Genomic DNA, 19,119 nt, shown 5'->3' with positions numbered 1-19,119 from the left:
ATTGTAAATTATCAAGATGAAGCATTTTTTGATGGGCTAAATGGTGGTATTTATACAATTCATATTCGTGATAAAAATGGCTGTGGAGTTACTACACACACAGTTCCTGTTATTGAATTTCCAAAATTCTTTACACCAAATAACGATGGAGTTAAAGATGTTTGGACAATTAAAGGAACCAATGCTACATTTTTCCCAATCAATACTGTTGTAATTTTTAATAGACAGGGAAAAATTATAAATCAGTTTAACATTAATGCTTATGGTTGGGACGGTTATTATAAAGATAAACCAATGCCTTCTAATAATTACTGGTTTAAAGCAACCTTGGTTGATAGAAATGGAATTACAAGAACTAGATCTGGATATTTCTCTTTAATCAGAAGGTAGCTATAAGGAAAAACACCCTTTTTTCAATATGTAAAACACTATTTAATAATGTTTTACATATTTTCATTACTTTTGCGGGGTTAAAATCCCCCGAATTATAATGAAGAAAGTATTCCCCTTGATACTATTTTTCTTTGCTTTTATGTCACATTCCCAAAACCAAACAAATGTTTGGTATTTTGGAGAAAATGCTGGTATTAGTTTTGAAAATCAAACTCCAACAAGTTTAAACAACGGAAACATCAATACTTTAGAAGGATGTTCCACATTCTCAGACACCAACGGAAATTTATTTTTTTATACAGACGGAGTTACTCTTTGGAATAAAGAGCATCAGATAATGCAATATTCCAACGGTTCAAATGCAACTGATCTATTGGGAAACCCTTCTAGTACACAATCTGCATTAACAATACCACATCCAACAAATAGTTCGCTTTTTTATCTTTTTACAATAGGAGACTTAAACAATAACAATGGTTTAAATCTTTATACAATTGATAGCAGTAAAAATAATGGATTAGGAGAAATAGTTGCTGGACCAATAAATTTATCAATAGATGAAAATTACAGAAACAATTGGTCTGAAAGATTAACTGCAGTACAAACGAGCAACTGTAATTCATTTTGGCTAGTATCTCAATCTGGAAATACATTTATTTCTTATAAAATTGATGAGAATGGACTTAATACAAATCCTATAATCTCTTCAACTTCATATACACCAGAATCGAAAAGTGGGTATTTAAAAATTTCTCCAGATGGTACAAAATTAGCGATTGCTGATGCACAACATTATGAAGATAATTACGGTGTTGTTTTATTTAATTTTGATGATGAAACGGGTAAAGTATCAGAAAATGGAGAATTGATTTCAACTAAAGCAGAAGATGGAACTCCTTATGGAATAGAATTCTCTAAAACATCAAATAAATTATACGTTTCCACCTATAATTATTTTAGAAATTCTACTACAGACCCAACAACCTCTACTTATAAATTATTTCAATTTGACGTACTTTCTAATAACATAAAAGAATCTAAGCAAAATATTTATACAGATAATGATGGTTTTAGAGGAGCATTACAATTAGCATCTAACGGAAAAATTTACGCTTCCATTACAAAAGCATATTTAAATGGTGGAGTTAATTATTTAAGTGTAATAGATAATCCAGATGAAAATGCACAAGATGTACTTTTTACAAAAGATGCAGTTTACTTAAGTGGTAATAAGGCAACGCAAGGTTTGCCTCCATTTATTCAGTCTTTTTTCTCTTCAACAACTATTTTAGATGATGCTACTGAAGAAATTATTAACAATGAAACACAAACTTATTTTCTAGATGAAAGCCATATTATTAGATCAGGAACTATAGAAAATAACGCAACTTATACTTGGAAAAAAAATGGTGAAGTAATAGGAAATGATGCTACTTTAAATATTTCTGGAGGAATTTATGGAAATGGAATTTATGAATTAGAAATAGCACTTTCTTCATGTAAAAAAATTACAGCAACCGTAACTATTAATTTTGTTGAAAAACCAATTATTATTTATGAAAACTGTGATGTTGACGAAGACGTTACAGATGGTATTACTACATTTAATTTACAAACTAAAAAAGAAGCTTTAGCAAGAAATATTAATGATTACACTGTACTATTTTTTGAAAAAAGTGATACTTCTTTTTCTAATCCACTACCTAATGAGTATAGAAATGAAGAAAACCCTGTAGCGCATGAAATTACAGCCAGAATAAAAAACAACACTACTAACCGAGTAAATTTAGAAACTTTAAAACTACAAGTTACCCCAACTATTTCAGAAGATTTCTCAACTTTATATGCCATTGAAGAAGACTTAAATGCTAATGAAAATAACCCCCAGTTTAGTTTAGGTTCTAATGATGCCAAAATAAATTTTACTGCTAAAATTGAAGAAATTAAAAATCTATACGGTGCTTATTCTTTAGAAGTTAAACTGTATAAAACGTTAAATGATGCAGAAAACGAAATAAATGAAATATCACAAACTACTGAAAATGAAAACTTCACTAACAATACATTCATTTATGTTAAATTAATCGATAATAATATTAATTGTGATAATTCTATCGGAAAATTTAAAATTTCGGTTTTAGAAATACCTGAAATAGTAATTCCAGATCTTCCATTAAGTTTATGTTCACAAGAAAACAATGTTCTAAATTTAGATGGAAACACATTTTTTTTAGGAGACAATTATAAATGGTATTTTAATGGAACTCTTATTGAAAACCTTAACGAACCTATTTATAACGCAACAGAAGCTGGAGTCTATAAAGTTGAAGCTTACAGAAACTACCAACAAATTAATACAACAATAGTTGGTTACAATACATTTACAGTTAAAAAATCTGAAACTTTTAGCATCTTATCTTTAAAATATAATAATAGAGAAAATAACATAACTGTTGTAATAAATAAGAATGGTGAATATGAGTATTCTTTAGATAATATAAACTTTCAAAATTCTCATGGAAACTCTTTTATATTTAATAATTTAGATAGCGGTTTAAAAACTGTATATATCAAAGATTCTAATGGTTGTAACGAAACTATTTCACAAGAAATTTCTGTCTTAAAAATTCAACCATTTATTACCCCAAACAATGATGGTATTTTTGATACTTGGGAAATAGATATTTCTAAAAACCCTGAATATAAAAATGTATATGTAACTATTTTTGATCGTTTTGGAAAAGTAATAAAGACATTAGAAAATGAAGCTTGGGACGGAACCTTTAATGGACAAAACTTACCTCCAAAAACATATTGGTACAAGTTAAAACTAGAAAATAATAACGGTGTTTTCACTGAACAAACCGGAGGTATTTCATTAAATAAACGTTAAAAAAAAGTTATAATTATTTTTTCATTATATTTTTCATTAATTTTATATCAATCAAAGAAAATAATGAAAAATATAATTTCCTTATTACTACTGTTTTACTTTAACTACAGTCTGTTTTCTCAAAGAGAAACTGATAATTGGTATTTTGGAAATAAAGCTGGTCTACACTTTAATGCAGGAAATATAGATATACTTAATGATAGCCAATTAAATACTTTTGCGGGCTCTTCAAGTATTTCAGACGATCAAGGAAATTTAGTTCTATACACTAACGGGCAAACAGTTTGGAATAAAAATCACCAAATAATGTTAAATGGTGAAGACTTAATTGGTGAAATTAATAATACTCAACCAACACTAATAGTTCCTAAACCAAATAGTAATAATACTTATTATGTTTTTTCTACTAGAACTACAGAATTAAATTCACCCTTACGATATCCAGGTGTATACTTTTCAGAAATAGAGTTTTCTACTCTTTACCCATTGGGAAGAGTGAAATATAAAAACATGAGGTTAACGCACTCAACAGCTGATAAAATTACAGCAGTTCATCATAAAAATGGAGAGGATATTTGGGTCATCACATACGGAAGTGATTCTTATGAAGGCACTGACAATATTTTTAAAGCATATAAAGTAACTGAAGACGGAGTTGATAGACAGCCAACTCGATCAATATTAAATGAAATAGAGAAAAAACGTCTTGGTCAAATGAAAGCTTCTCCAGACGGTTCTAAAGTAGCTTTAATTGCTGGTACATTTCTTTATACTTTTTATTTTGATAACACAACAGGTAACCTGACTTTAAACAAGCAAGTTCAATTACAAACAAGCTTTTCAGAAGGTTATGCTGCCTATGGTTTAAGTTTTTCTCCTAACTCCAAACTATTATATTATCCTGCACTTAGATATACAGATTCGGGTAATACCTATAGAATTATGCAATATGATTTTAACAACACTATAGAAGGATACTTAGGGGATACTGTATATAAAACCTCTCCAGATAGAACAGCTGCTTCTATGGAATTAGGTTCAGATGGGAGAATTTATGTTGTTCAAACAGTAGTTGTAAACAAATATGATGTTGATGGATTTTATATTGGCTTTGAAATGAACCAAATAAAAACTATTGGAATAATTAACGAACCAAATAAACTAGGTGAAGCAAGCGATTACCAACACGATGTAATTGACTTAGAAGAAGGTTGGTCTTATAGAGGTACTCCTAATTTTATTCAATCATACTTTAGAAATAGAATTATTACAGAAAATAAATGCGTTACTGACACCTTTAACTTTAGTCTTGATGCTTATACCCCCATTACAGAGGCTAAATGGGATTTTGGAGATGGAGCAACTTCTAATGATTTTAATCCAACTCATCAGTATTCTTCTGCTGGTGATTTTATAGTAACATGTTTAGTAACTATCAACGGAAAAGAAATTCCTTTTTATAAAAAAGTAACAGTTTACCCATTACCTGTTGTGGTTCCAAATCAAGAATTAGTTCAATGTGATATCGATAATAATGGTATTGATTATTTTGACTTATTTGATATTGGTAGTAAAGTTGTTCGTGGTTTTAATAATCAAGACTTCATTTTCTATCGAAATTTATTAGATGCTGAAAATGATGAAAATAGAATTCCAAATCCAGAAGCTTTTGAAAACGAAACCAATCCACAAGAACTTTTTGTAAGAGTTCTTTCTGAAAAAGGCTGTGCAAGTATTACTAATTTCTTTATTGAGTCAAAATTTGTTGAATTAGGAGGAATTCCAGATTACAATAGTTGTGATAGTTCAGATCTATTAAATGGAGATTTAAAAGCTTCTTTTAGTTTAAGTCAAAAAAGAAGACAAATTAGAGATAATTTCAATTTAAATAATGGAGAAACTATTAGATTTTTTCCCACTTTATTTGATGCACAAATTACAGAAAACTTACTTTCTGACATTTACATTTCTCCTTCAACAACAATTTATGTTAGAGTAGACACAGACTTAGGCTGTGGTGGTATTGAACCATTAAAACTTTTAGTAAACTCTCCTATTATAGATTTAGAAGATAGCTATGTTATTTGTAACGAACCTAGTATTCACAGTCCAGTAATTATAGAAGGCAATAACACTAGTGATAGATATGAATGGAAAAACCAAGCAGGAAATATATTAAGTACAAATAGAGAGTTTACACTTACTACAACTGGCACTTTTTCACTAACAGTATACAAAACCGAAAATGGAATTGAATGTTCAAATTCTAAAAATTTTACTGTTGTTAATCCTATTGGTCCAACTTTAAATCAAGTTATTGTAGATACAGAAACCGAAAACAATATGGTTTATGTTAGTGTTATTGGAAGTAATAGTAACAGCTCATATCAATACTCTTTAGATAATGAAAACTTCTATGGAAATGGTTTAAGTTATTTATTTAATAATGTAGAACCAGGAATTAAAACAATCTATATAAATGATATTGATAATTGTGAGTCTTCTTTAGAAACTGAGATTGCAGTTATTGGTTTCCCTAAATTCTTAACGCCGAATAACGATGGTAATAATGATACTTGGAGTGTAAAAGGTGCAACATCTGATTTTTTTAAAAATGTAGATATCTACATCTTTGACAGATATGGAAAAACTATTCATACTATAAATTTAACTAACCAAGAAAATGGTTGGGATGGAACGTTTAACGGAATTGAGTTACCTACAAGAAATTACTGGTATAAAGCTATACTAGTTGATAACAATGACAACACAATTGAAAGAACAGGAAGTATTGGTTTAATTAGATAATTCATAATCATTAATTGTATTTTTGTTAAATGGATTTTAAACTTGTATCTAACTTCTCTCCTACTGGAGATCAACCAGAAGCTATAAAACAACTTACAAACGGAATATTTTCCGAAGAAAAACACCAAACTTTATTAGGTGTTACAGGTTCTGGAAAAACGTTTACTGTTGCTAATGTTGTTGAAAGAATCAATCGTCCAACATTGGTTTTAGCTCATAATAAAACATTAGCTGCGCAATTATATTCAGAATTTAAACAGTTTTTTCCTGAAAACGCAGTAGAGTATTTTGTTTCTTATTATGATTACTATCAACCTGAAGCGTACATTCCGGTTACAGGAACATACATAGAAAAGGATTTATCTATTAATGAAGATATAGAACGCTTACGTTTAAGCACTACTTCTTCCCTACTTTCTGGTCGTAGAGATGTATTAGTTGTTGCTTCAGTTTCTTGTTTATACGGTATTGGAAATCCTGTAGAATTTAAGAAAAATGTTATTAATATTGAAATTGGGCAACAAATTCCAAGAACAAAATTTTTACACCTATTAGTTACAAGCTTATATTCCAGAACAGAAATTGAAGTAAAAAGCGGAACCTTTAAAGTTAAAGGAGATGTTGTAACAATTTATCCATCTTATGGAGATAATGGATATCGAGTTCACTTTTTTGGAGATGAAATTGAAGAAATTGAAAGTATCGATATTGAAAGTAATTCAATTGTAGAGCGTTTTGAAAATCTAACAATTTATCCAGCAAATTTATTTGTTACTTCGCCAGATGTATTGCAAAATGCCATTCATTTAATACAAGATGATATGGTAAAACAAGTAGATTATTTTAAAGAAATCGGGAAACATTTAGAAGCTAAACGTCTAAAAGAACGTACAGAATTCGATTTAGAAATGATTCGTGAATTAGGTTATTGTTCAGGAATTGAAAACTATTCTCGTTATTTAGACGGAAGAGATCCTGGAACAAGACCATTCTGTTTACTAGATTATTTTCCTGACGATTATTTAATGGTTATTGATGAAAGCCATGTTACAATTCCGCAAACACACGCAATGTATGGTGGCGATAGAAGTAGAAAAGAAAATTTGGTTGAATTTGGTTTTAGATTACCTGCTGCAATGGATAACAGACCATTAAAGTTTGAAGAGTTTGAAGAAATTCAGAATCAAACAATTTATGTTTCTGCAACTCCTGCCGATTACGAACTTCAAAAAACAGAAGGTGTTTTTGTAGAACAAGTAATTAGACCAACCGGTTTATTAGATCCAGTTATAGAAATTAGACCAAGTTTAAATCAGATTGATGATTTAATTGAAGAAATACAAATACGTGTTGAAAAAGACGAACGTACCTTAGTTACAACACTTACCAAGCGAATGGCGGAAGAATTGGCGAAGTATTTAAGCCGAATTCAAGTCCGTTGTCGTTATATACATTCTGATGTAGATACGTTAGAACGTGTAGAAATAATGCAAGATTTACGTAAAGGTTTATTCGATGTTTTAATTGGTGTAAACTTATTACGTGAAGGTTTAGATTTGCCTGAAGTTTCTTTAGTTGCCATTTTAGATGCTGATAAAGAAGGTTTTTTACGTTCGCATCGTTCGCTTACTCAAACAATTGGTAGAGCTGCCAGAAATGTAAACGGAATCGCAATTTTATATGCTGACAAAATGACAAAAAGCATGCAAAAAACTATTGATGAAACCGATAGAAGACGTGAAAAACAGATTGCTTATAATACCAAACACAATATTACACCAACACAAATTAATAAAAAGATTGATGACGCTTTAACCAAAAGCACAGTTACTTCTTATCATTACGACAATGCCGCACAAAAAGCTGCAGAACAAGAGTTAGAATATCTACCAAAAGAAACTATTGAAAAACGTATTAGAGAAAAACGTAAACATATGGAAGCTGCTGCAAAAGAGTTAGATTTTATTGTTGCCGCTCAACTACGTGATGAAATTAAAGTTTTGAAAGAAAATTTGTAGATTTACTTTTATGAAAAAGATATTTTTAGTTTTAATACTACTTACCTACTTTAATTCCTATTCTCAAGAAAAAAAAATAATATATTCTGATGAAGACTTAAATGAACTTACTAAAGAAAAGTATATAAGTAATCCATTAAAGAAACGTTTCTTTGAATATAAAACTGAAAATGATAGTTTAATTATTTATACTAGAGTTGCAAGAAATAAAGTTGGGCGCATTTCTAAAAATCATTTAACAAAAATTAAAAAACAACTACTTAATACTTCTAAGATTAAGATAGATTCTACTCAAACAATTGTAATTAATTTCTATTCAGGTATTGATAACTGTAATAAAGGTCCCGGAAACTCAACCATAAATGCATTGTATAACAAATACATTAGAAAAATTTCTAAAAGGAAAGATGTTGCTCAATTTTTTATTTATAAACAAATTGAAGGGACAAATACATATCCTAGAAAAACAAAATGGCTTAAAGATTCACAACAATTAATTGAAAAAACTTTTTTTAAATTTCATTATCCTTGTTTTAGTTATGTCATTATAAAACCTAATGGAAATTATTACTCCAAAAGAGGTGAATATATGATTACAGAAATTTTAGAAAAGATATAAATCAATCCTCACTCCCCCAAGGAGCACTTGGAGTATCTACTTCTTTCGTTAAATCAAATTTTACTGAGAAAAACCTATTTGTACTTATTCTTCTTAAATTATAAGTAAAACTTGTTTTATCTATAGTAACCCACCAAACATTATTAGAAGCATACGATATTAAATCAGACGTTTCTTGGTCCGCAGGAAAAAACTGTATGTTTGCCAATCCTGTATTCGGGCTTGAACCACCATATTGTGTTACCTTATCTTCAGAACCATCTTTATGTCTGTGATCATGTTTTAAAGTAATTAAATTATCAGTACTTTTAGTAAAAACCCAAGTTCTAGATTTATCTTCGCCAACAAAAAAGGGAATTCTAAGTGTATTCTCTTCACAATAGCGAATATGCATCACTAACTTTTTTCCGGTAAAACCGTCACCTTCTTTTCCTCCAGCAACTATTTCTCCTTCATAAGCTTTTCCACAATGCTCTTTAATTGAATTCCAGAATTTTACTGAGTTAGGAACTTCTTGCGATATTAATTGCAGTGGAAGTAAAAATAAAATAAGTACTTTTTTCATAATTTATAAATTATTAGAAGTAGCAATATAAAACAAAAAAGCCTCACAAAATTGTGAGGCTTTTATATATATAAATTAAGAAACTTTTTAAGCTCCTAATACTTCAGCAACTTTATCTGCAGCTTCTTGGAATTCTGTAGCAGAAATAATTTCCATTCCAGAATTGTCAATTAACTCTTTTGCTTCAATAGCGTTAGTTCCTTGTAATCTACAAATAATAGGTACATTAATTCTGTCTCCCATACTTTTGTATGCATCTACAACACCTTGTGCTACTCTATCACAACGTACAATACCTCCAAAGATATTTACTAAAATTGCTTTTACGTTTGTGTCTTTTAAAATAATACCAAAAGCAGTTTCTACTCTTGCAGCATCTGCAGTTCCACCAACATCTAAAAAGTTAGCTGGTTCTCCACCAGACTCTTTAATTAAATCCATAGTTCCCATTGCTAAACCAGCTCCGTTTACCATACACCCAACGTTTCCATCTAAATCTACATAGTTTAAACCTGCAGCTTTAGCTTCAACTTCAATTGGATTTTCTTCACGTAAATCACGCATTTCTGCATAATCTTTATGTCTATATAATGCATTTTCATCTAAAGAAACTTTAGCATCAACTGCCATAATTTTAGAATCAGATGTTTTTAATACTGGGTTAATTTCAAACATTGAAGAATCAGAACCAATATATGCTTTGTATAAATTAGTAACAAACTTTGTCATTTCCTTAAAAGCAACACCAGATAAACCTAAGTTAAAAGCAACTTTACGCGCTTGAAAAGGCATAATTCCTAATGAAGGATCTATTTCTTCTGTAAAAATTAAATGCGGAGTTTCCTCTGCAACAGTTTCAATATCCATTCCACCTTCAGTAGAATACATAATCATATTTTTACCTGTAGCTCTATTTAATAAAACAGAAATATAATACTCATCTGGCTCAGAATCTCCAGGATAATATACGTCCTCACAAATTAAAACTTGATTTACTAACTTTCCTTCTGCAGAAGTTTGAGGTGTAATTAACATCATTCCTAAAATATCATTAGAAATGCTTTTTACTTCTTCTAAGTTTTTAGCCAACTTAACACCACCACCTTTACCACGACCACCTGCGTGAACCTGTGCTTTAATAACGTGCCAACCTGTTCCGGTCTCTTCAGTTAACTTTTTTGCTGCGTTTACAGCTTCTTCTGGAGTACTAGCTACAATTCCGCGTTGTATTCTAACGCCAAAACTGTTTAATATTTCTTTACCTTGGTATTCGTGTAAGTTCATTCTATTAAAATGTTTTATAGTAAAGCAAAAGTACAAATTCAAATTACAAATTCAACTAACTTTAAGATTAATTACTATAAAATTCAAAAAATTATGTAACGTTTATAATTTTATTAAGTCTTTACAATAATTAACACTAATTTAAGACTTGTTAGCACAAAGGATAAATACTTTCGTACTATCAAATATACAATACTAATCAACTATGTATAGAATTGCTTTATTTTTACTTGTAATACTCTTCTTTTCTGGAGAAAATTACGCTCAAGAAATTAATACAAATCGAAAAAAAATTGATGCTACAAGAATTAGCAACTCTCCTAAAATTGATGGAGATTTAAATGATAATGCTTGGAAAAATGCTCCAATAGCTAACAATTTTATAATGATGCGCCCCACAAATGGCGACGCAGAACCTGCTTCACATAAAACGGAAGTAAAATTAGTATATGACGATAACGCTATTTATGTTAGTGCAAAAATGCTAGCTCCAGATCCATCTAAAATACCTGCAGAGTTTAACAATAGAGATAATATTGGTAATGCAGATTTTTTTATGTTAATGGTAAATCCAAATGATGATGGGCAAAACCCAACAATGTTTATTGTTACTGCTTCTGGTGTTCAGGTAGATTCTAAAGTTTCTAATGGTAATGAAGATTATAATTGGAATGCTGTTTGGGAAAGTGCTCATAAAATTACTGATACAGGTTGGGTTGTAGAAATAAAAATACCATACAGAGCTTTACGTTTTGCTAATGAAGATGTACAATCTTGGGGAATTAATTTTCACAGAGAAGTAAGAAATTTAAATGCTCGTTTTACTTGGAATCATATTGATAATACACAAGGAAGGTGGACACAATACGATGGTTTGTATCAAAATTTTAAAAACATAAAACCGCCAACTCGTTTAGCTTTTTATCCTTATGCATCAGTTATTTCTGATACGTATGACGGACATACAATTGCAGATTGGAATGTTGGTATGGACGTAAAATATGGTTTAACAGAAAACTTTACACTAGATGCAACCTTAATTCCAGATTTTAGCCAAGCTGGTTTTGATAATGTTGAATTAAATTTAGGGCCTTTTGAACAACAGTTTTCTGAACAACGTCAATTTTTTACCGAAGGAACAGAATTATTTTCCAAAGGAAACTTATTTTATTCAAGAAGGATTGGTTCTAGACCTATAGATCAATTTTCTAGCGATAGAAGTTTAGTCGAAGAAGATGTTTTTACAAACGGAAAAAGAACTAATGAAGAAATTATAGACAATCCTGGAAAAGTTCAAATGTTAAATGCCATTAAAATTTCTGGTCGTACAAAAGGAGGTTTAGGTATTGGTTTCTTTAACGCAATTACAGATAAGACAGAAGTTACCATAGAAAAAACGGTAGAAGAAGATTTAGGAAATGGACAAACCGAGACCACTACTTCTACAAGAAAAGAAACTACAAATCCGTTTTCTAACTATAATATTTTAGTTTTAGACCAACAATTTAATCAAAACTCTGCAATTACATTAATTAATACAAACGTAACACGTAATGGTAAATATAGAGATGCAAATGCAACAGGTTTATTATGGCATGTAGAAGATAAAGGTAGCAACTATAATATAGATGGTTCTTTTAAAATGACTAATATTTCAGACGATGTAAATAACCCAAATACAGGATATGCTTTTGACACTAGTATCGGAAAACATTCTGGAAAATGGCGCGGAGAAATTGGTTATAATTTAGAAAACAAAGATTATAATCCTAACGATATGGGAATCTTGTTTAGCAATAATGAGCAAACCTTATATGGTTATTTAGGATATAGATACCTTAAACCTAAAGGAAAAATTAATGAATTATACCACAATTTCTCTTACAATGTAAATTTCTTGCATGAATCTGGAGTTTATACAGGAACTTATTTAGGGTACAATTTTCAGGTACAAACCAAAAAAAGATTTGGTTATGGAGGTAATATAAACTTTAACTCAGAAAGAAAAGATTTCTTTGAACCAAGACAAGGATCTACAAGTGGCGTTTTCTTTTTAAGACCACAAACTTTAAATGTTAATCATTGGGGTTCGTCAGATTACAGAAAGAAATTTGCATATGATTATGATTTGTATTTCACACACAATAAAAACAATGCAAAGGAATCTTACGGTTTTGGAATTTCACCTAGATATCGATTTACAAATCAGTTTTCTTTAATCTATCGTTTAAATTATAATAAAACTAATAATGATCAAGGATATGTAACAGAAATTACAGCAAGTGATGTTGCTAGCGATACATCACTAGCGCCTTACCAAGACAAAATTATCTTTGGTCAAAGAAACCGAACTTCATATAACAATTCTCTAACAGGAAAATACAGCTTTAGTACAAAATCTTCACTATCGTTATCATTTAGACATAACTGGAGTAAAGTGCCTTATAAAGACCAATTTTTCACCTTAGAAAACGATGGTACTTTAGCCAACACAAACTACCAAGACAGTTACGATGTAAACTTTAACAGTTGGAATTTAGACTTAAACTACCTTTGGCAATTTGCACCAGGAAGTCAGTTGATAGCTTTTTATCGTAATTCAATTTCTAACTTTAACGAAAATGCTGCATTAAGTTTTAGTGATAATTTAAATCAGCTTTTTGAAGAACCAAACCAACATATCTTTTCTTTACGTTTAGTCTATTTTATAGATTACAACAACATTAAAAATATCTTTTAGGGCTTGTCAACAACTTAATTCTACACCAATTATCATTGTATAGAATTAAGTTGTTGTCGGGCTTTCCGTTCCAATCTTTTGTTCATTTTTCACAAAAGGATTTCTACTACAATCCCTCACGCAAAACCGATAATTCTTAGTACATTCGTTTTATTGAAATTAAAGCATGATTGTAGCAAAAAATATTCATAAGTATTACGGAGACGTTCAAATTTTAAAAGGAGTAAACCTTCATATTAAAAAAGGAGAAATAGTAGCTATTGTTGGTCCATCTGGAGCAGGAAAAACTACACTTTTACAAATTCTAGGAACCCTAGACAAACCTCAAAAAGAAGAAGAATTTCAACTTTTTGTAGACGGAATATCAATTAAAGACTTAACCGACAAAGAAATTTCTAAATTCAGAAATAAGCATATTGGTTTCATCTTTCAATTTCATCAATTATTACCAGAATTTACTGCTTTAGAAAACGTTTGTATTCCTGCATTTATTGGCAATAAACCAAAAGTAGCAACAGAAAAAAGAGCAAAAGAGTTATTAGATTTCTTAGGTTTATCGCATCGAGAAAATCACAAACCAAATCAACTTTCTGGAGGAGAACAACAACGTGTAGCAGTTGCAAGAGCATTAATTAATGAACCTTCGGTAATTTTTGCCGATGAACCTTCTGGAAATCTAGATTCTACTTCCGCAGAAAACCTACATAAATTATTTTTTGAACTACGTGATAAATTCGGACAAACCTTTGTCCTTGTTACGCATAACAAAGAACTTGCTGCAATGGCAGACAGAACTTTGACAATGAAAGATGGCGTTATAGTGTAACAAAACTATTTTTTTCGCTACTAATCAATAAATCAAAACAACATGAAAGAAACATTTAACGAGTTAGTAGCCTATTTAAAAAATCCTGTTTTAGAAGAAGACACAAATACAGATATCAATTATAGAATTAAAAAATTTGGACATCTTTTAATAATTAGTCTTTTAACGGGTTTAGCAACTTCAGTTTTAATAGGCGCTTTAGATGAGTTTGGTTTGGTAAACATGGACGATCATCAGATGGAAGAAATGATGAAAAGCTTATCTAAAACTATGATTTTTGTTATGGCTGTTGTAATTGCTCCACTTTTAGAAGAAGTTATTTTTAGAGCTCCATTAGCTGCTTTTAAAAAAGGAAAACAATTTAGAATAGCTTTTTACACTTTGGCAATATTATTTGGTTTAGTTCATATTACAAATTATAATTTAACCACAAATGTGCTATTATTTGCACCAATATTAGTGTTACCACAATTACTTTTGGGTGGTTATTTAGGTTTTATTCGTGTACGTTTTGGCTTACTTTGGTCTATTTTATTACACGCTGCTTATAACGGTATTTTAATGGGTGGAGCGTTAATATTTGGTTTCGAATAATGACAAATAAAGAACTTCAAGAATTCTTAGACGAAAAGGTTATTCAATACAACAATCCAAAGTTTATTGAGAGCGATCCAATACAAATTCCGCATTTATTTTCTAAAAAAGAAGACATTGAAATTGCTGGTTTTTTAACCGCAACAATTGCTTGGGGAAAAAGACAAATGATTATTAATAATTCTAATAAAATGATGGAATTATTAGATCATTCTCCACACGATTTTGTGGTCAATCACACAGAAAAAGAACTAAGTAAACTTACCAATTTTGTACATAGAACTTTTAACGAAATTGATTTTCAGTTCTTTATAAAATCATTAAAAAATATTTACAAGAACCACAACGGATTAGAAAATGCACTTTTAATTACTGACAAATCAGATAATTACAAAACTGCAATTCATAATTTCAAAAAAGTGTTTTTTGAAATTCCACATCAAAGCAGAACTACAAAACATGTTTCTGATCCATTAAAAAACTCAGCTTCTAAACGTATAAATATGTATTTACGTTGGATGGTTAGAGATAATAAAACAGGTGTTGACTTTGGTATTTGGAAAAATCACGATGCTGCAAATTTACATTGTCCGTTAGATGTTCATTCTGGAAATGTTGCAAGAAAACTAACTGTTTTAACACGTAAACAAAACGACTGGAAAGCTGTTAGAGAAATGGATACAACGTTAAGGAAATTAGATAAAAAAGATCCTTCTAAATACGATTTTGCACTCTTTGGTTTGGGTGTATTTGAACAATTTTAAACAAAAAAAATCCTGCTTTTAAGCAGGATTTTCTATTTATGTACTCTAATTATTTTTTCTTCTGTTGATTTAAAGGAATTGGTTTTTCTTGTTTTACAACTGGAGTTCCGTGTAAATCAAAATCTCCTGCTTCATGTATTTTAATGTCTATAAACTCCCCTATTTTTATATAGTGTTCTTTAGCATCAACTATAACATCGTTATCTACATCTGGCGAATCAAATTCTGTTCTTCCGTAGAAAAACTCACCATCTTTTCTATCAAATAAACATCTAAACGTTTTTCCTATTTTTTGTTGATTCAATTCCCAAGAAATCTGGCCTTGAATTTCCATAATTTCGTTTACACGTCTAAATTTAACGTCTTCTGGAACATTATCTTCTAAAACATAAGCGCCTGTATTTTCTTCATGAGAATATTGAAAAGCTCCTAAACGCTCAAAACGCATCTCCTCTACCCAATCTTTCAATTCTTGAAATTGTTCTTCCGTTTCTCCAGGATAACCAACAATTAATGTGGTTCTAATTCCCATATTTGGAACTGCTTCACGGAATTTATGAATTAAAGAAGTCGTTTTTTCGTGCGTTGTACCACGTTTCATCGACTTTAAAATTTCAGTATTAATATGCTGTAATGGAATATCTAGATAATTACACACTTTTGGTTCGCGCTTCATTACCTCTAAAACATCCATTGGAAAACCTGTTGGAAATGCATAATGCAAACGAATCCACTCAATTCCATCAACTTTTACTAAAGCTTCTAATAGTTCTGCTAATGCACGTTTTTTGTAAATATCTAATCCGTAATAAGTTAAATCTTGCGCAATAAGCATTATTTCTTTGATACCTTTTTCAGCCAACTTTGTAGCTTCAATAATAATATCTTCAATTGGAGTAGATTTGTGTTTTCCTCTCATTAAAGGAATTGCACAAAACGAACAAGGTCTATCACAACCTTCAGCAATTTTTAAATATGCATAATGTTTTGGCGTAGTTGTTAAACGTTCTCCAATTAACTCGTGTTTATAATCTGCTTCTAAAACTTTTAAAAGATTAGGCAAATCGTGCGTTCCAAAATATTGGTCTACATTTTTAATTTCTCTTTCTAAATCTGGCTTGTAACGTTCACTTAAACAACCAGAAACAAAAACTTTATCAATTTCACCTGCTTCTTTTCTTTGTGCATAATGTAAAATTGTATCAATACTTTCTTCTTTGGCTTTACCAATAAATCCGCAAGTATTAATTACAACAATATTTCCGTCATCTTCTGGATCTTCATGTACAACGTTTTTACCATTGGCTTTTAATTGTCCCATTAAAACTTCACTGTCGTAAACGTTTTTAGAACAACCTAAAGTAACAACATTAATCTTATTTTTCTTGATAGTTTTTGTACGCATCTTTCTACTTTAAAGCGCAAAGATACAATCTTAATTAAACCTTTTGTATATTTCGAAGTCTTAAATAGATATTCCTAATTATGAAAAAATATATCTTCTTATTTGTAGTAACATTATTAATTAGTTGCTCTTCAGAAACTGAAGTAACACCAATAATTCCTATTGATGAAACCGCCTATTTTCCATCAAATAACACAACAACTTGGGAAACTACAACTGCCACTTCTTTAAATTGGAATACAAACAATCTTGATAATTTATATGATTTTTTAGAAGAAAAAAACACAAAAGGTTTTATCATTTTAAAAAACGGAAGAATTGTAGTTGAAAAATATTTTAATGGTCATTCTCAAACAGCTACAAATCCATGGTATTCTGCAGTAAAAAGCTTAACAGCAACTGCCGTAGGAATTGCGCAAGAGGAAAATTTACTTGATATAAACTCTAAAACTTCAGATTATTTAGGAAACAATTGGTCTTCTTTACCCCAAGAAAAGGAAGATTTAATAACAGTAGAACACCATTTAACAATGACAACAGGTTTAGTTAATAATCCTAATAATTTAGTTGCTTGGACTTGCACTGCTCCAGATTGCATGAATTATAATTCTGATGCTGGTACAACTTGGGCATATCATCAAGGAGCATTTTCTCAAGTTCAGAAAATATTAAGTGAAGCTACTGGAACCGATTTTAAAACATATATAAAGAATAATATTTTAGATAAAATTGGTGCTTCTGGTAATTGGTCTAGTGTTTTTGATGTAAATATTTTTTCTAGCAACACAAGATCTATGGCAAGATTTGGCTTACTATCTTTAAATAAAGGAACCTGGAATAATGAAGAAGTTGTTTGTGAAAGTTACTTTAATGAAATGACAAATACTTCTCAAAACCTAAATAAATCTTACGGGTACTTATGGTGGTTAAATGGTAAAGACGGTTTTATTGCTACAGATTCTTCAACCAATACTGGAGAAATTATTCCTGATGCGCCAGCAGATATGTTTGCTGCTTTAGGTGCTAACGATCAAAAAATATATGTTGTTCCTAGTAAAAATATTGTTGTAATTCGTTGTGGAGATAGTGCAGGAAATACCAATCAACTTGCTAACTCTAGTTTCGATAATGAATTGTGGCAAAAAATTAATGCCGTTATAAACTAAATCTAATTGAGAAATTTAGTCTGTTTCTATATTCATAGAAGTTCCGTTAAATATTATCATTTTAAAAGTTATCTTTACGAGATAACGATAACTAAAAACTTTCTTTATCCTGTTTAATTTAAAGGATATTGAAAGTAAAAATAACTATATAACGAGTTACAGCACATATGAGAAAAACCATTGGTAAAGACATAATTTCACTTCTGATTTCAATAATTCTTTTGATAATCTCAATCGGAATTACGTTTTTTACGGATTATACTCTGAATTATAAGCATTACGTGGGAATTGGATTAATTGGAATTTCAACCCTTTTGTATTTTAAGAACAAAAAGTTATTTGTTTATATATTCGGACTGACTTTGATTCTCGGAATCCTAAATCTGATTGATATTTATTATTCAAACATAATATTCGGAATTGGGCCAATTAAGTTCAATCCAATATTTCTGACTTTACTGATTATTTTCTTGGCTTTGAATAAGGAATTACTGAACAAAATGTTTCCTGAAAAAGAATTGGCGGAAAAAAATACGGAAAACATAAAACTGATTAAACATTACGAGCAAAAATTCGAATCGAAAACCGAATCGGAATTGAAAAATATTGCGGACGAAAAAGGTGGATACGTGAACGTTGCAAAAATTGCTTCGAAAAATATTTTGCGGAATAAATACGTGCTGTAACAACGTATATAATCCATTGCTAGTTCTAGCCTACTTACGAATATTCCTGCGGAATATTCTATTCGGTTTTTATTTGCTAAATTAGTTGCTAACACACGCAACGTATCATATACAAAACCGTTAGCAAAGATTTTGGTGCTAACTTGCAATTTCAAGGCAATCACTAAATTCTGTACTTATTTTCATACCAAAACTACGTTGGAATTTAAAGCGGAATCTCAAAAAGTATTGCGCTGAATTTTTTTCACTCATTCGGATTGTTACGCGCGAATTTCGGCTTGCTCAACTTCTGTTCTTAAATTCAAAATAATAGCAATCCTCAACTTTTGGCTGATAAGCGGAATGGCAAAACGTACGG

Annotated in this window: 14 protein-coding genes; 11 read left to right on the top strand and 3 right to left on the bottom strand. The window is 30.1% G+C overall.

The genetic code is table 11. The annotated features are described in order from the left end of the window. The 5 genes from L1S33_RS11540 to L1S33_RS11520 form a co-directional block, all read left to right on the top strand. Window positions 1-390, top strand: a 390-nt coding sequence (locus L1S33_RS11540; protein ID WP_240562440.1) for a T9SS type B sorting domain-containing protein, incomplete at its 5' end; no start/stop codon positions are given. Window positions 391-490: 100 nt separating this feature from the next. Continuing rightward, window positions 491-3,286 (top strand): T9SS type B sorting domain-containing protein, encoded by a 2,796-nt coding sequence (locus L1S33_RS11535; RefSeq protein WP_240562439.1) that lies wholly within the window; start codon window positions 491-493, stop codon window positions 3,284-3,286. Window positions 3,287-3,349: 63 nt separating this feature from the next. After that, the gene (locus L1S33_RS11530) at window positions 3,350-6,094 is read left to right on the top strand and encodes a T9SS type B sorting domain-containing protein (RefSeq protein ID WP_240562438.1); all 2,745 of its coding nucleotides are present in this window, start codon (window positions 3,350-3,352) and stop codon (window positions 6,092-6,094) included. A 29-nt stretch (window positions 6,095-6,123) separates the two neighbouring features. Beyond that, on the top strand, window positions 6,124-8,112 hold the full coding sequence (gene uvrB / locus L1S33_RS11525) for an excinuclease ABC subunit UvrB (protein ID WP_240552548.1): 1,989 nt from the start codon (window positions 6,124-6,126) through the stop codon (window positions 8,110-8,112). A 10-nt stretch (window positions 8,113-8,122) separates the two neighbouring features. Beyond that, window positions 8,123-8,731, top strand: coding sequence for a hypothetical protein (locus L1S33_RS11520; protein ID WP_240562437.1), 609 nt, complete (start codon window positions 8,123-8,125; stop codon window positions 8,729-8,731). 1 nt (window position 8,732) lies between these two features. Here the strand turns inward: L1S33_RS11520 and L1S33_RS11515 are convergent, their stop codons facing one another. Both L1S33_RS11515 and sucC read right to left on the bottom strand, forming a co-directional pair. Then, window positions 8,733-9,296, bottom strand: a complete 564-nt coding sequence (locus tag L1S33_RS11515) for a hypothetical protein (protein ID WP_240562436.1) — start codon at window positions 9,294-9,296, stop codon at window positions 8,733-8,735. An 87-nt stretch (window positions 9,297-9,383) separates the two neighbouring features. Next, window positions 9,384-10,580, bottom strand: coding sequence for an ADP-forming succinate--CoA ligase subunit beta (gene sucC / locus L1S33_RS11510; protein WP_240552551.1), 1,197 nt, complete (start codon window positions 10,578-10,580; stop codon window positions 9,384-9,386). A gap of 205 nt (window positions 10,581-10,785) precedes the next feature. Between sucC and L1S33_RS11505 the strand changes: the two genes are divergently transcribed. The 4 genes from L1S33_RS11505 (at window position 10,786) to L1S33_RS11490 (ending at window position 15,504) form a co-directional block, all read left to right on the top strand. Then, window positions 10,786-13,320, top strand: a complete 2,535-nt coding sequence (locus L1S33_RS11505; RefSeq protein ID WP_240562435.1) for a DUF5916 domain-containing protein — start codon at window positions 10,786-10,788, stop codon at window positions 13,318-13,320. 166 nt (window positions 13,321-13,486) lie between these two features. Further along, window positions 13,487-14,146, top strand: coding sequence for an ABC transporter ATP-binding protein (locus L1S33_RS11500; protein WP_240552553.1), 660 nt, complete (start codon window positions 13,487-13,489; stop codon window positions 14,144-14,146). A gap of 42 nt (window positions 14,147-14,188) precedes the next feature. Then, window positions 14,189-14,740, top strand: a complete 552-nt coding sequence (locus tag L1S33_RS11495; protein WP_240552554.1) for a CPBP family intramembrane glutamic endopeptidase — start codon at window positions 14,189-14,191, stop codon at window positions 14,738-14,740. Beyond that, window positions 14,740-15,504: a TIGR02757 family protein gene (locus L1S33_RS11490; protein WP_240562434.1), complete on the top strand. Its 765-nt coding sequence runs from the start codon at window positions 14,740-14,742 to the stop codon at window positions 15,502-15,504. The genes L1S33_RS11495 and L1S33_RS11490 overlap by 1 nt, the downstream gene beginning before the upstream one ends. A 49-nt stretch (window positions 15,505-15,553) precedes the next feature. Here L1S33_RS11490 and rimO read toward each other — a convergent pair whose 3' ends face one another. Beyond that, the gene (rimO, locus tag L1S33_RS11485; RefSeq protein ID WP_240552556.1) at window positions 15,554-16,909 is read right to left on the bottom strand and encodes a 30S ribosomal protein S12 methylthiotransferase RimO; all 1,356 of its coding nucleotides are present in this window, start codon (window positions 16,907-16,909) and stop codon (window positions 15,554-15,556) included. Between the two features lie 80 nt (window positions 16,910-16,989). Here rimO and L1S33_RS11480 point away from each other — a divergent pair, with 80 nt between their 5' ends. Both L1S33_RS11480 and L1S33_RS11475 read left to right on the top strand, forming a co-directional pair. Continuing rightward, a complete protein-coding gene (locus tag L1S33_RS11480; protein WP_240562433.1) occupies window positions 16,990-18,075 on the top strand; it encodes a serine hydrolase domain-containing protein in 1,086 nt (361 codons plus the stop codon). A 167-nt stretch (window positions 18,076-18,242) separates the two neighbouring features. Next, window positions 18,243-18,761, top strand: a complete 519-nt coding sequence (locus L1S33_RS11475) for a hypothetical protein (protein WP_240562432.1) — start codon at window positions 18,243-18,245, stop codon at window positions 18,759-18,761. The last annotated feature ends 358 nt before the right edge of the window (window positions 18,762-19,119 follow it).

It is taken from the genome of Tenacibaculum aquimarinum (genome assembly GCF_022478115.1).
Taxonomy (GTDB): domain Bacteria; phylum Bacteroidota; class Bacteroidia; order Flavobacteriales; family Flavobacteriaceae; genus Polaribacter; species Polaribacter aquimarinum_A.
This window is presented reverse-complemented; position numbering and strand designations above follow the sequence as displayed.

Excerpts from the sequence above, each read along its gene's own strand:
- uvrB (WP_240552548.1), top strand. The coding sequence starts at position 6,124 with ATGGATTTTAAACTTGTATCTAACTTCTCTCCTACTGGAGATCAACCA.
- L1S33_RS11520 (WP_240562437.1), top strand. The coding sequence starts at position 8,123 with ATGAAAAAGATATTTTTAGTTTTAATACTACTTACCTACTTTAATTCC.
- L1S33_RS11495 (WP_240552554.1), top strand. The coding sequence starts at position 14,189 with ATGAAAGAAACATTTAACGAGTTAGTAGCCTATTTAAAAAATCCTGTT.
- L1S33_RS11530 (WP_240562438.1), top strand. The coding sequence starts at position 3,350 with ATGAAAAATATAATTTCCTTATTACTACTGTTTTACTTTAACTACAGT.
- L1S33_RS11490 (WP_240562434.1), top strand. The coding sequence starts at position 14,740 with ATGACAAATAAAGAACTTCAAGAATTCTTAGACGAAAAGGTTATTCAA.
- L1S33_RS11515 (WP_240562436.1), bottom strand. The coding sequence starts at position 9,296 with ATGAAAAAAGTACTTATTTTATTTTTACTTCCACTGCAATTAATATCG.
- L1S33_RS11535 (WP_240562439.1), top strand. The coding sequence starts at position 491 with ATGAAGAAAGTATTCCCCTTGATACTATTTTTCTTTGCTTTTATGTCA.
- rimO (WP_240552556.1), bottom strand. The coding sequence starts at position 16,909 with ATGCGTACAAAAACTATCAAGAAAAATAAGATTAATGTTGTTACTTTA.
- L1S33_RS11475 (WP_240562432.1), top strand. The coding sequence starts at position 18,243 with ATGAGAAAAACCATTGGTAAAGACATAATTTCACTTCTGATTTCAATA.
- sucC (WP_240552551.1), bottom strand. The coding sequence starts at position 10,580 with ATGAACTTACACGAATACCAAGGTAAAGAAATATTAAACAGTTTTGGC.
- L1S33_RS11505 (WP_240562435.1), top strand. The coding sequence starts at position 10,786 with ATGTATAGAATTGCTTTATTTTTACTTGTAATACTCTTCTTTTCTGGA.
- L1S33_RS11480 (WP_240562433.1), top strand. The coding sequence starts at position 16,990 with ATGAAAAAATATATCTTCTTATTTGTAGTAACATTATTAATTAGTTGC.
- L1S33_RS11500 (WP_240552553.1), top strand. The coding sequence starts at position 13,487 with ATGATTGTAGCAAAAAATATTCATAAGTATTACGGAGACGTTCAAATT.